Genomic DNA, 12710 nt, shown 5'->3' with positions numbered 1-12710 from the left:
CTATCAATAATGACGAAGATAAAAATAAATAATAGGGGAAAAATGAATTATGACAACAAATAGTATTAGCTCATATACCACATTGATATCGATTGCTCATAACCAATTTGGTGATGAGTTGAACATTGATAATTGGAACTGTGAGTTTAAAAATTGGAAAATGCAGTCAATTTCAAATGGTAAATATTATACTTTTTTGAAGAAAGTAGAAATAGATTGTAGAGTAACCAAAGAACCTATATATCGGGAAAACCCAATAATGTGGAAGATTATACTTAGAAAAAATCCTAAAACTAACTATTTCGTTGCTGCTCTAAGTAATGTTAACCATGTTAAGGACAGAAGTCATAATCCTGATGACCTATCCATTCCAGGTGAGAATACAAAAGATCGAGGGCATTTTATTGCTGACTCATTTGATAAGTATTTACTTACAAATGATGAACGTAATGCTAATAACTCACAATCCAATCAATTTTTTGGTATAAATAATAAAAGCAATACCTCACTTCAAGATTTTAGAGCAAATCGAAACTCCAAGGAATATGCTGGACAGTTGAGATTCGAGCAACAAGTGAAAAATTATCTTGAGAAAAGTACTAATGCAAATGAAGAAGTTTATTACGAAATTGAAGAAATTAAGATAGAAGAAAAGATATTAGGTCGTAGAATATTCATTCATTGGAATCAAAGTGATGAAGCTGATATTCATGTATTTATTCCAGAAGACCGTGATTAACTATTATTAAATATATCAATAAAAAGAGAAAATAAGTAATTCTGTTTTTGGATTTATAAGAATGTTAGTGAAATTATTATACTTGAAAGGTGTTAAAAAATGGAATATACAAAGGAAATAAATAGTTTAAAAGATTATATAGATTTTATTATAGGATATAGATTAGATTCTAATACAGAATGCTGGTATAGAGGGCATCGAGATGACTCTTGGTCTTTAAGACCTAATATTTTTAGAAATCAAATTTTAGATATGCCTGCTGATAATAAGGTTCACTCAATTAGGTATAAAAATTTTATAAATTTTCAAGATGAGATTATAGAATTCAGGAATCAACTTAAACATAAAAAAAAATATAACTCTGATTTTAATTTATTCCATTATACATTTATTGGCCAACATTATGGTTTAAAAACACCTGCACTAGACTGGTCTACGGATCCTCTTGTAGCTTTATATTTTGCTTTAGATAAATATGAATATATTGAAGATGGCCCTTTTCCAGTTGTCTATATTCTAAATCCTTCTATTTTAAATAAATATGCAGGGTTAGTGATTTCGAATGAGGATGAATACTCTGATATCATCGAACCTTTAATTGTTGATGAATTAGATGATGAGGATTTTATGAAATTGTTTAAGGATTTAAACAACACACCCTTCAGTCCTACACCGCTAGCGGTTAAAAGTAATCTGGATTTGAATTGTCATAGAATTTCTAGACAATCTGGTGTCTTTACGCTTCATGAAGCTAGACACTTAAAATCCCCCGAATGGTTCGCTAGGAGTACAGATTTTGGTATGGTACTTAAAATAAATCCCCAAAAAGCTGTAGAAATAAGAAAACATCTAAATTTATTAAACATTAATGAAGAGACAATTTATGGAATTGGAGTTGATAGTAAAGAGTTATCACAAATAGCAGAAAAAATCGTCAATAAAACTGACATAATATAGGTCGGTATTAACATTTAAACAAAAATTCTAACAATTTTTTAAAAAGAAAATATCTAAATAATAGATTGAATAGATTTCAAAAATATAAAAACGCTCTAGACAATATGACTAGAGCGTTTTCTATATATCCGAACATCTAATTTATTTCACAAAAAATGTAGTCAAAAATGTAGTCATTCGGTTGATTTTTATTGCAATACATTGAAATTTGAAAATTCAAGAATCGCGTTAAATCAAGGCTTTTTCGTTTCTACTGAAACGTAATGACCCACTATTTAACTTCTGTAAACACAACGTGTTTGCGAAGTTTTGGTGAGTATTTCTTCAATTGAAGACGGTCTGGAGTGTTACGTTTGTTTTTAGAAGTAAGGTACAAGCGTTCACCAGATTCTTTGTGTTCAAGTGTAATATTTACGCGCATGGTATCTCCCTTCTATTATTCAGCTGATGCAGCTTTAGCGATTTTACGTCCTTTGTAGTATCCTTTAAGTGATACACGGTGAGAACGTGAGTAATCTCCAGTAGTTTCGTCAAAGTTTACAGATGGAGCTGTTACTTTGTAGTGTGTACGACGTTTGTTTTTCTTCGCTTTTGAAGTGCGACGTGCAGGTACTGCCATTTTGATTTCTCCTTTAGGTATTTATATTCGATTCAATCTACTGATTTTCATCAACCATACTAGGATAACACATTTTTTTTGTAAAGTAAAGTTACTTGACAAAAAAAGATGAAAAAATTAGAAGGTCGTTAAGCTAATTAATCGAAATTTTCTGAAAATTCAAGAATTTTCTTCTGTTCATTGCTTTTAAAATGTGCTATAATAGTAAAAACTGAAATGGGAGGGAACAAATGACTGAATTAGATAAACGTCACCGCAGTAGCATTTATGACAGCATGGTAAAATCGCCAAACCGTGCCATGCTTCGTGCGACTGGTATGACAGATAAGGACTTTGAAACACCGATTGTGGGAGTTATTTCGACTTGGGCGGAAAATACACCATGTAACATCCACTTGCATGATTTTGGGAAATTGGCTAAAGAAGGTGTCAAATCGGCAGGTGCTTGGCCTGTGCAGTTTGGGACTATCACTGTAGCGGACGGGATTGCCATGGGAACGCCTGGTATGCGTTTCTCTCTAACATCTCGTGATATCATCGCGGACTCCATTGAGGCGGCTATGGGTGGTCACAATGTGGATGCCTTCGTCGCTATCGGTGGCTGTGACAAGAACATGCCTGGATCTATGATTGCTATTGCTAATATGGATATCCCAGCTATTTTCGCTTATGGTGGAACTATTGCACCGGGAAATCTTGATGGCAAAGACATCGACTTGGTTTCTGTCTTTGAGGGGATCGGAAAATGGAACCACGGTGACATGACAGCTGAGGATGTGAAGCGTCTTGAATGTAATGCCTGCCCTGGCCCTGGTGGATGTGGTGGTATGTATACTGCTAATACCATGGCAACTGCTATCGAGGTTCTCGGTATGAGTTTGCCAGGCTCTTCATCTCACCCAGCTGAATCAGCTGATAAGAAAGAAGATATCGAAGCAGCAGGACGTGCTGTTGTTAAGATGTTGGAGCTAGGTCTCAAGCCATCAGATATCTTGACTCGTGAAGCCTTTGAAGATGCCATTACTGTAACTATGGCTCTCGGTGGTTCTACAAACGCCACTCTTCACTTGCTTGCCATTGCCCATGCTGCCAATGTTGACTTGTCTCTTGAGGACTTCAATACGATTCAAGAACGTGTGCCTCACTTGGCCGACTTGAAACCTTCTGGTCAGTATGTCTTCCAAGACCTCTATGAAGTTGGTGGTGTCCCTGCGGTTATGAAGTACTTGTTGGCAAATGGTTTCCTTCACGGGGACCGTATCACATGTACTGGTAAGACTGTCGCTGAGAACTTGGCTGACTTTGCAGACCTCACACCAGGTCAAAAAGTTATCATGCCACTTGAAAATCCAAAACGTGCAGACGGTCCGCTTATCATCTTGAACGGGAATCTTGCCCCTGACGGTGCGGTTGCCAAGGTATCAGGTGTTAAAGTGCGTCGTCACGTTGGACCAGCTAAGGTCTTTGACTCAGAAGAAGATGCGATTCAGGCTGTTTTGACAGATGAAATCGTTGATGGCGATGTAGTCGTTGTTCGTTTTGTTGGACCTAAGGGTGGTCCTGGTATGCCTGAGATGCTGTCACTTTCATCAATGATCGTTGGTAAAGGTCAAGGAGACAAGGTGGCCCTCTTGACAGACGGCCGTTTCTCTGGTGGTACTTATGGTCTGGTTGTTGGACATATCGCTCCTGAAGCGCAGGATGGTGGACCAATTGCCTACCTTCGTACAGGCGATATCGTTACGGTTGACCAAGATACCAAAGAAATTTCCATGGCCGTATCTGAAGAAGAACTTGAAAAACGCAAGGCAGAAACAACCTTGCCACCGCTTTACAGCCGTGGTGTCCTCGGTAAATATGCCCATATCGTATCATCTGCTTCACGCGGAGCCGTGACAGACTTCTGGAATATGGACAAGTCAGGTAAAAAATAAACTCATACTCTTCGATCTTCAAACCACGTCAACGTCGCCTTGCCGTACTCAAGTACAGCCTGCGGCTAGTTTCCTAGTTTGCTCTTTGATTTTCATTGAGTATCAAAAAGCAAGCCAACTTTGGCTTGCTTTTTTCATCTTCAAAAGTGATTTACCTGCTTAACGAGGTGGCAGTCCAAGGGCAATACGGCCGTAGCGACTGATTCGTGTGATTTTCCAAGCAGGCGACCAGGTAACTTCAACCTTGACATCTTCGATACCCTCGATTTGTTTGAGACCTGCCACGATTTCGATAGGCAGGCTTTCGGCACAATCGCAGGCTGTGTCAGTGAAGGTCATGACAATTTTGCAGAGACCCGTTTCGTCCAGATTGATTTCATAAATCAGTCCTAGATTGTAAACATCCAATTCCACATCTGTATCAAAAACCTTCTCTAGTTTTTCGATAATTTGGTCTTGCAAGGCCAAAGCACGGTCATTGATTTTGATATCCTCTCTCATTACAGTCCCTCCACATGATAAATATCCTCTATTTTCTCATAATTCTGACAATTTGGCAAGTTTTTGATGGATTTTCTGAAAAAATATGATAATATAAAGAAAAGACTAAATTAAGGGGAAGCCTATGGAGCAGATTGGAAAAGTCTTTAGACAATTACGAGAGTCAAGAAATATCTCGCTGAGACAAGCAACTGGGGGACAATTTTCGCCGTCTATGTTGTCCCGCTTTGAAACAGGTCAGAGTGAGCTTTCGGTGGAAAAGTTTCTATTTGCCTTGGAAAATATATCTGCAAGTGTAGAGGAAATCCTCTTTCTGGCGAGAGGATTTCAGTATGATACAGATTCTGAGTTGAGAAAAGAAATCATAGATGTCCTGGATCCAAAGAATATAGCACCTCTTGAGGACTTGTATCGTAGGGAGTATCAAAAGCATGCCCATTTTCAAAACAAACAGAAACATATTCTAAATGCCATTCTTATAAAGTCTTATATGAAGAGCATGGACGAAAGGGTAGAGTTAACAGCAGAGGAAGGAAAAGTCCTTCATGATTATTTGTTTTCTACCGAGATCTGGGGAATCTATGAACTCAATTTATTTTCAGTCAGTTCACCATTTCTATCTGTTTCTCTTTTCACTAGGTATGTTAGAGAGATGGTACGTAAATCTGATTTTCTAATGGAAATGTCTAGTAATCGAAACCTTTTTCACACTATACTATTGAATGGTTTTTTAGCCAGCATTGAGTATGAAGAATTCACCAATGCCCATTATTTTAAACGTGTTATCGAAGAGCATTTCTACAATGAAAATGAAACCTATTTCCGAACTGTCTATTTGTGGGCAGAAGGTCTCCTTGATAGCAAGCAAGGCAGAGTCAAGGAAGGCCAGAAAAAGATGGAAGATGCTGTCTATATTTTTGAGATGCTTGGCTGTGATAAATCGGCCGAATACTATAGAAAAACTCCCGATTGTTGAATATCTGCAAACTAAGAAAATCATTAGAAATTTTAAGCGATAGAACTCTTGACCTCTCTTAGGTCATTAGAGAAGTTCTATCGTTTTTTTTGCTCATTTTATTTGTTGCATATATTCAAAAGTTTTTCCTCTAAAATTTCTAAGTGCTATACTATAGTCATACTTCATATAAAACTTCGAACAAGAAGGGAGATTACCTATGAAATTATTGTTTAGAAATCAAGCTTATCGTCTCTTGACTTTGTCACGCTTCTTCAATGCTTTTGGTGCTTCGATTTTTAATCTGGTATTTATCGTCTATGCATCGACCTTGCCACAAGCCTCCTTTGCTGTTGCTATGGCGAATATTGTCATGCTTCTTCCGACTCTCTTTACAGTTTTTGTAGGGATTCGGGCAGATTACACGAGGGACAAGGTCAAATGGATGGTCTATAGTGGCTTGTTTCAGGCGGTTTTATTTTTTCTAGCAGCCCTAGTTGTCCAGCAAGCGAGTCTCTTTGCCTTTTCTAGTCTGTGTTTAATCAATGTCATTAGTGATGTCATCAGTGATTTTGCAGGTGGCTTGCGCATGCCTCTTATTAAGGAAAAAGTAGCTGAAGATGATCTGATGGAAGCTTATTCTTTTTCACAGTTTATCACTTATATTTCAGCTATTGGTGGTCAAGCTTTTGGAGTCTGGCTCTTAGGTCTATCGGTTAATAATTTTTCTCTCGTTGCGGGAATCAATGCCTGTTTTTTCCTAGTATCAGCCGTTATCCTCTTTTTAGGAAAAAGCAAATTGAGCCTGTCAATGTCATCTGCTGATGGTGAAATTCTAAAAAATGAGAAGCTTTCTATCAAAGAGCAGTTCCTAACGATTTATCGAAATTTACGTCTCGTTTTTCTTAAAGGTGGACAGAAAAACTTTGGTTTTATGCTCTTTGCTGTCTTGCTTATCAATGCCTTGGGTGGCGCTTTGGGTGGAATTTATAACATCTTCTTTTTGAGCCATTCTCTTTTGAACTTTTCTTACACAGAGGCATTATTTATCAGTCAATTCGGTGCTTTGTTAGCAGTCATCATCAGTAGTCTTACGGGCAATGATTATTTTGGGAAACAGTCCTTGCCTAGATTGATGATGTGGGTTACCGTAGGACTCAGTCTAATTGGTCTGGCTAACGTATTCAATCAAGTTGTGCTTGGTTTGCTATTTCTCTTTTTAACTCTGTATGTGTCTGGTAAAGTTCAACCAAAGATTAGTGCCATGCTCATGAAAAATCTAGCTCCAGAGGTTCTGGCTCGTACCAGTAATTTTTTAGGTCTCTTGTTTACCTTGTCCATACCTGTGGGAACAGCTTGTTTTTCACTTATAGCTGTATGGAATATACAGTTGACTTGGATGCTATTTGTTGGTCTCTCCTTGCTAGCTATTCTTTTGACAGGTCTTAATCTCAAAAATGATATCTAATACTCTTCGAAAATCTCTTCAAACCACGTCACGTAGGTATGGTTACTGACTTCGTCAGTTCTATCCACAACCTCAAAACACTGTTTTGAGCAACCTGCGGCTAGTTTCCTAGTTTGCTCTTTGATTTTCATTGAGTATAAATCCTAATTTTTTTCTCACTGTTTTAATCCCTTTATTTATGGTAAAATAAGACTATTAAGTTTAAAGAGGATTCCCTATGAAATTACAAAAACCAAAAGGAACGCAGGATATTTTACCTGCTGAATCTGCCAAGTGGCAGTACGTTGAGGGCTTTGCCCGTGAGATTTTCAAGCGCTATAACTACGCAGAAGTGCGCACGCCTATTTTTGAGCATTACGAGGTTATCAGTCGCTCTGTCGGAGATACAACGGATATCGTAACCAAGGAAATGTATGATTTCTATGACAAGGGTGACCGTCATATTACCCTCCGTCCAGAAGGAACTGCGCCCGTTGTCCGTTCCTATGTGGAAAATAAACTCTTCGCCCCAGAAGTGCAAAAGCCAAGTAAATTCTACTACATGGGTCCAATGTTCCGTTATGAGCGTCCACAGGCAGGGCGTTTGCGCCAGTTCCACCAGATTGGTGTTGAGTGCTTTGGCTCTAGCAATCCAGCTACCGATGTGGAAACCATCGCTATGGCAGCTCATTTCTTGAAAGAAATCGGCATCCAAGGTGTCAAATTGCACCTCAACACTCTTGGAAATCCTGAGAGTCGTGCGGCCTACCGTCAAGCCTTGATTGACTATTTGACACCGCTCAAGGAGACCTTGTCTAAGGATAGCCAACGTCGTTTGGAGGAAAATCCTCTTCGTGTCTTGGACTCTAAGGAGAAAGAAGACAAGGTAGCAGTCGAGAATGCACCGTCTATCTTAGATTTCCTTGATGAAGAAAGCCAAGCCCACTTTGATGCTGTGCGTCAGATGTTGGAGAATCTTGGAGTAGACTATATCATCGATACCAATATGGTACGTGGTCTGGACTACTATAACCACACCATTTTCGAGTTCATCACTGAAATCGAGGGCAATGATCTGACAGTCTGTGCGGGTGGTCGTTACGATGGTTTGGTTGCTTACTTTGGTGGCCCTGAGACTGCTGGATTTGGTTTTGGACTTGGTGTAGAGCGCCTGCTTCTCATCCTTGAAAAGCAAGGTGTGGCCCTCCCTATCGAAAACGCCCTAGATGTTTATATCGCAGTCTTGGGAGAAGGAGCAAATGCCAAGGCTTTGGAATTGGTGCAAGCCCTTCGCCAACAAGGATTCAAAGCAGAGCGCGATTACCTCAACCGTAAACTCAAAGCTCAGTTCAAGTCAGCCGATGTCTTTGCGGCTAAGACCCTCATCACCCTAGGAGAGAGCGAAGTCGAAAGCGGACAAGTGACGGTCAAGAACAATCAAACCCGAGAAGAAGTGCAAGTGTCACTTGAGACAATCAGTCAAAACTTCTCAGAAATCTTTGAAAAACTAGGATTTTAATGATAGAAAAACTGGTCAGGAACCCACTCCTGACCTTTTTCTTTTTCAAAATGACAAAAATCATAAACTTTTTGACAAATATGCTTGTCAAAAAGAAAAAGATGTGTTACAATAAATTCAAGTTAAGAAATAGAAAGCAGAAAGGAGCTATGATGTGGGTAGTATTTATACTATTTATGATTTTCTTTTATTCTAATAATTCTAAAAAAATCAAGAAACTAGAGAATAAAATCAAAAAGCTTGAGCGAAAAGAGAAAGGAAATATAGAAATGTCAAGATTATTGCAAGAAATGATTGGAAAGAAACCAATTATAACGGGAGTGTATATTGGGCCAGATAACTGGGAAGTTGTGGATGTTGACGAGGAATGGGTCAAACTACGTAGCGTTGATAAAAAGGGGAAAGAAAAATTCAAGTTGCAACGTATTGAGGATATCCAAACCGTTGAATTTGACGAAGAGTAGGTGTGTGACATGCAACTAAAAAATCGTCTAAAAGAGCTTCGAGCTCGCGATGGTCTCAATCAAACCGACCTAGCCAAGCTGGCAGGGGTTTCCAGACAGACCGTTAGCCTACTAGAACGGGATGAGTACACCCCGTCCATTATCATTGCCCTGAAAATATCTCAAATTTTCAACGAAACAGTCGAATCGGTATTTCGCTTGGAGGAGGACGAGTGATGAACAAGTATAAAGTGGTTTATTATGTAGTTGTCGCAGCTCTATTCGTCAGCGTGTGTCTACTTATTGGGATAGACTTAGGTTGGTTTAGTCACTATCAGAGTGACCAATTTATTTGGGCCTACTTTGCACTCATCCCAGTAATTGACTGGATTGAAAAGAAATCAAAAAATCTAGCAAGTGAAAAAGGAGAATGAATATGAAAAAGAAAGGTGGATTGTTATTTTTGATGTCTATTGTCTTGGGAGGTTTCTTGGGCATGTTTGTAGGGATGTTTAAGGCACGTGCCGAATCCAACGGAATTATTTTAGATGTAAAACCCTTGATACCATGGCTATCAGCTATCAGCTTACTACTAGCCGTCATTATTCTTTTTTTGACTTTCAATTTCCTAAAGAAAAGCAGAAAATTTCATTCCTTGTATCAAGAGGAAATGGATGATGATCTGAATGAAACCTATTATGTGCAGATGTATCGGAATCTCGAGTTTGGAACCATTGCTTTTAATATTACAAGCGTAGCAATTTCATTGTCTATTTTTCTCTCATTAAATGAAGTGGTTATATTGCATACAGACCACCAAACATTTTCCCTCTCTTTCTTAGTCTTTGTGCTATCCTTAGTCGCTCAAAAATCTCTTTTTAAAACAATTGCGATTGTTCGTCAGTTTGATTTGGTATTTTTCTCTACACCAAAGGATGTCTTGGACTATATCAATTCTTATGATGAAGGGGAGCGCCAGGCTAATTTGGAACAGAGTTTTCGGATTTTATTCCAATTAAACCAATATGTCTTACCAGCCTTATATGTTTTTCTTATTATCATTTCTTTCTTGACAGGAGAGATTCAGTTACTAGCCTTCTTGCTTGTAGGAGTAATCCATATTTATATCAATGTGATGCAGTTACCTATGGTAAAACGCTATTTCAAATAAAGGAGTTTCTATGATTCGTGTTGAAAATGTAAGCAAAAGTTTTGGGAGCAAAAAAGCTCTTCATCAGATTTCTTTTGAGATTAAGGAAGGTGAAATCTTTGGTTTTCTTGGCCCTTCTGGCTCAGGTAAAACAACCATGATCAATGTCTTGACAGGTCAGTTGGCTGCAGATCAAGGTAAAACAGTTTTGTTAGGCAAGAATTCTCAAGATTTAACCTCAAATGATTTGGAACAAATCGGTATTGTTAGTGATGGCAGCGGTTTTTATGAAAAGATGAGTCTTTACAAAAATCTTCTCATCTATGCTAAGTTATATGGTCTCAAGTCAGATAGAGTAAATCAGGTGCTCCAACAGGTTGGATTGGCAGATGCTAAAGACATCATCGCAGAAAAACTATCTACAGGAATGAAACAACGAATGTTCTTGGCTCGTGCCCTTCTGAATGCTCCTAAGATCCTCTTTCTAGATGAGCCAACCAGTGGCTTAGACCCTACAACATCTAAGATGATTCATACCCTACTACAAGAATTAAAGCAGGCGGGGACAACGATCTTTCTGACCACGCATGATATGAATGAAGCAACTCTGCTTTGTAATCGCTTATCTCTTTTGAATAAGGGGAACTTAATAGAGTATGGAAGTCCGCAAGATATCATCCAGAAGTACCATGTGGATAAGAAAGTACGTGTGGTTTATAACGACGGACGAGAACAGATAGTTCCATTTGAAGAATTGCCACATTTAGACACGACAGATTTGATGGTGGTTCACTCTTGTGAGCCGACTTTAGAAGAGATCTTTATCAGATTAACAGGAGAAAAGTTAGATGTTTAGAAAATTAAATGCCCTACTATGGTTAAGAGTGCAAGTTCTTATCAGCAATTCAACTTTGTTAGCGACTTTATTGATGCCTTTTGGTATTGCTGTTTTATATAATGAATTTTTAAATAAGAATGGACAATTGAGCCTATTTTTACTATCTGCTAGCTTGACGATGGTCTTGAGCATGGGAAGTGGTTATATGGTATCGATTATGATGGCAGAAGATAAGGAAAAACGAAATCTTAAATCACTCATTCTAAGTGGTGTGACAGCAACAGAATATACTTTCAGTATGCTTGTTCTCCCTATTCTGATAATGTTACTTGCTATGATTGTACTTCCCATCTATCTTAAAGTAGATGTATCTGGTTATTTATTTGCCTACGTTATCTATTTGCTCCTAGCAACTATTAGTATTATTTTTCTCAACCTTCTAATCGGTGCGGTGTCAGATACTCAATCTAAAGCGCAAGTTTATAGTATCTTCCCTATGTTAATTGTCTCTTTTTTACCTATAATTGCTCTTCAAAATGATACGGCTCAAAAAGTGTTGGATTACTCGTTCGTTGGTCCTATTGTAAATCTTTTAAATAAAAAAGGTGGAGAAATATCTTTTTCTAACATCGGTATGTTACTTGCCTGGGTACTTGTATTAGGAATAGCAAACCTCATTGTATTGAAAAACAGCTATAAAGCAAGATAGGAGAACTTTATGAAACTACTTAAAAACCTTGGCTGGTTTCTTCTAGCCATTCTATCCTTTTTATTCATCTATGGCTTCATTCAGGTGCTCGCGACTACGTCGCTTGCCTTAGGTGCTTCACCCTATGCTGTTACCCTACTCTATGTAGCCTTGGCTGGAGTTTATGTGTACGGCGTTTACAAATGGTATCAGAAAGGTCCTGTTCGTATTGAGAAGAGTGGCTTCAACCGATTTATTTGGCTTCCTGCCTTGGTTTGGTTCTTATCTCTGGTTGTCCAATTTTTCTTGCCAAATGATCCTTCAGTAAATCAACAAATGGCGACAGACTTGACCTTGTCTCAACCACTTTTCTCATTCTTTGCTGTCGTTATTTTTGCTCCTTTGACGGAAGAACTTATCTTTAGAGGGATGTTAGCACGCTACCTCTTTCCTAAGCAGGACAATAGCAAACAAACTCTGATTTTTCTTCTGGTATCAAGTGTTCTGTTTGCCTTGATTCATTTCCCAGGTGATGTGCAACAATTTTTTGTCTATTTTAGCCTTGGTTTTAGTTTGGGCTTGGCTTATATTAGCAGAAAAGGTCTGGTCTATAGTATTTCTCTTCACGCTTTGAATAATTTAATCGGCTTTTTGATGATACTCATGCTATAATAGAGTCAGGAGGTCACATGAAACGAGTAATTTTATTAGCAGTGATTCAAGCAGTCGTTCTATTTTTCATCATTGGAGCGTTAGCTTATGCTTTCAAGGGAGATTTCTTCTACAACTATCTAGCAGTTGTCTTTGCCCCTATTGCAGGTGTCTTGCGCTTTGGGACAGCTTACACAACGGAAATTGTCTTGCCTCGAAAGGCAGCCGAAATTGCTGAAAAGCGTAAAGCAGGCAACAATTCAAAATAA

The 12710-nt window shown here is 38.4% G+C and carries 17 protein-coding genes; 14 read left to right on the top strand and 3 right to left on the bottom strand.

What is annotated here, in order from left to right; genetic code table 11:
• The first annotated feature begins 49 nt into the window (after nucleotides 1-49).
• Both EII37_RS09545 and EII37_RS09540 read left to right on the top strand, forming a co-directional pair.
• Nucleotides 50-739 carry a hypothetical protein gene (locus EII37_RS09545; protein WP_124788406.1) on the top strand — a complete coding sequence of 230 codons (690 nt, stop codon included), beginning with the start codon at nucleotides 50-52 and terminating at the stop codon, nucleotides 737-739.
• A gap of 99 nt (nucleotides 740-838) precedes the next feature.
• The gene (locus EII37_RS09540; protein WP_124788405.1) at nucleotides 839-1696 is read left to right on the top strand and encodes an FRG domain-containing protein; all 858 of its coding nucleotides are present in this window, start codon (nucleotides 839-841) and stop codon (nucleotides 1694-1696) included.
• A 271-nt stretch (nucleotides 1697-1967) separates the two neighbouring features.
• On the opposite strand, the gene rpmG is transcribed toward EII37_RS09540, so the two are convergent.
• Together rpmG and rpmF are read right to left on the bottom strand one after the other, a co-directional pair.
• Nucleotides 1968-2117 carry a 50S ribosomal protein L33 gene (gene rpmG / locus EII37_RS09535; protein WP_001265622.1) on the bottom strand — a complete coding sequence of 50 codons (150 nt, stop codon included), beginning with the start codon at nucleotides 2115-2117 and terminating at the stop codon, nucleotides 1968-1970.
• A gap of 15 nt (nucleotides 2118-2132) precedes the next feature.
• Nucleotides 2133-2315: a 50S ribosomal protein L32 gene (rpmF, locus tag EII37_RS09530; RefSeq protein WP_000290417.1), complete on the bottom strand. Its 183-nt coding sequence runs from the start codon at nucleotides 2313-2315 to the stop codon at nucleotides 2133-2135.
• Nucleotides 2316-2545: 230 nt separating this feature from the next.
• On the opposite strand from rpmF, the gene ilvD reads away from it, so the two are divergent.
• The gene (gene ilvD, locus EII37_RS09525; RefSeq protein WP_000137343.1) at nucleotides 2546-4249 is read left to right on the top strand and encodes a dihydroxy-acid dehydratase; all 1704 of its coding nucleotides are present in this window, start codon (nucleotides 2546-2548) and stop codon (nucleotides 4247-4249) included.
• 159 nt (nucleotides 4250-4408) lie between these two features.
• Here the strand turns inward: ilvD and EII37_RS09520 are convergent, their stop codons facing one another.
• On the bottom strand, nucleotides 4409-4750 hold the full coding sequence (locus tag EII37_RS09520) for a metal-sulfur cluster assembly factor (RefSeq protein WP_001206380.1): 342 nt from the start codon (nucleotides 4748-4750) through the stop codon (nucleotides 4409-4411).
• A 124-nt stretch (nucleotides 4751-4874) separates the two neighbouring features.
• Here EII37_RS09520 and EII37_RS09510 point away from each other — a divergent pair, with 124 nt between their 5' ends.
• The 11 genes from EII37_RS09510 (at nucleotide 4875) to EII37_RS09460 (ending at nucleotide 12710) form a co-directional block, all read left to right on the top strand.
• Entirely contained in the window at nucleotides 4875-5726 is an 852-nt protein-coding gene (locus EII37_RS09510; protein WP_124788404.1) for a helix-turn-helix domain-containing protein, read from the top strand.
• A gap of 199 nt (nucleotides 5727-5925) precedes the next feature.
• On the top strand, nucleotides 5926-7173 hold the full coding sequence (locus EII37_RS09505) for a transporter (RefSeq protein ID WP_124788403.1): 1248 nt from the start codon (nucleotides 5926-5928) through the stop codon (nucleotides 7171-7173).
• A gap of 217 nt (nucleotides 7174-7390) precedes the next feature.
• Nucleotides 7391-8671 carry a histidine--tRNA ligase gene (hisS, locus tag EII37_RS09500; protein WP_124788402.1) on the top strand — a complete coding sequence of 427 codons (1281 nt, stop codon included), beginning with the start codon at nucleotides 7391-7393 and terminating at the stop codon, nucleotides 8669-8671.
• Nucleotides 8671-9135: a hypothetical protein gene (locus tag EII37_RS09495; RefSeq protein WP_124788401.1), complete on the top strand. Its 465-nt coding sequence runs from the start codon at nucleotides 8671-8673 to the stop codon at nucleotides 9133-9135. The genes hisS and EII37_RS09495 overlap by 1 nt, the downstream gene beginning before the upstream one ends.
• Before the next feature lie 9 nt (nucleotides 9136-9144).
• Nucleotides 9145-9351, top strand: a complete 207-nt coding sequence (locus EII37_RS09490) for a helix-turn-helix transcriptional regulator (protein ID WP_001176231.1) — start codon at nucleotides 9145-9147, stop codon at nucleotides 9349-9351.
• Complete coding sequence (locus tag EII37_RS09485; protein WP_124788400.1) at nucleotides 9351-9548, top strand: hypothetical protein; 198 nt, start codon at nucleotides 9351-9353, stop codon at nucleotides 9546-9548. Before EII37_RS09490 ends, EII37_RS09485 begins: the two co-directional genes overlap by 1 nt.
• Nucleotides 9549-9550: 2 nt before the next feature.
• Nucleotides 9551-10285 carry a DUF3169 family protein gene (locus EII37_RS09480; RefSeq protein WP_185695997.1) on the top strand — a complete coding sequence of 245 codons (735 nt, stop codon included), beginning with the start codon at nucleotides 9551-9553 and terminating at the stop codon, nucleotides 10283-10285.
• A gap of 10 nt (nucleotides 10286-10295) precedes the next feature.
• Nucleotides 10296-11120: an ABC transporter ATP-binding protein gene (locus tag EII37_RS09475; protein ID WP_070479552.1), complete on the top strand. Its 825-nt coding sequence runs from the start codon at nucleotides 10296-10298 to the stop codon at nucleotides 11118-11120.
• Entirely contained in the window at nucleotides 11113-11811 is a 699-nt protein-coding gene (locus tag EII37_RS09470) for an ABC transporter permease (RefSeq protein WP_070479555.1), read from the top strand. The genes EII37_RS09475 and EII37_RS09470 overlap by 8 nt, the downstream gene beginning before the upstream one ends.
• 9 nt (nucleotides 11812-11820) lie before the next feature.
• Nucleotides 11821-12462 (top strand): CPBP family intramembrane glutamic endopeptidase, encoded by a 642-nt coding sequence (locus EII37_RS09465; protein WP_070479557.1) that lies wholly within the window; start codon nucleotides 11821-11823, stop codon nucleotides 12460-12462.
• Nucleotides 12463-12479: 17 nt separating this feature from the next.
• Nucleotides 12480-12710: a hypothetical protein gene (locus EII37_RS09460; RefSeq protein ID WP_000832185.1), complete on the top strand. Its 231-nt coding sequence runs from the start codon at nucleotides 12480-12482 to the stop codon at nucleotides 12708-12710.

This window comes from Streptococcus sp. OH4692_COT-348 (assembly GCF_003859975.1).
GTDB lineage: Bacteria > Bacillota > Bacilli > Lactobacillales > Streptococcaceae > Streptococcus.
This window is presented reverse-complemented; position numbering and strand designations above follow the sequence as displayed.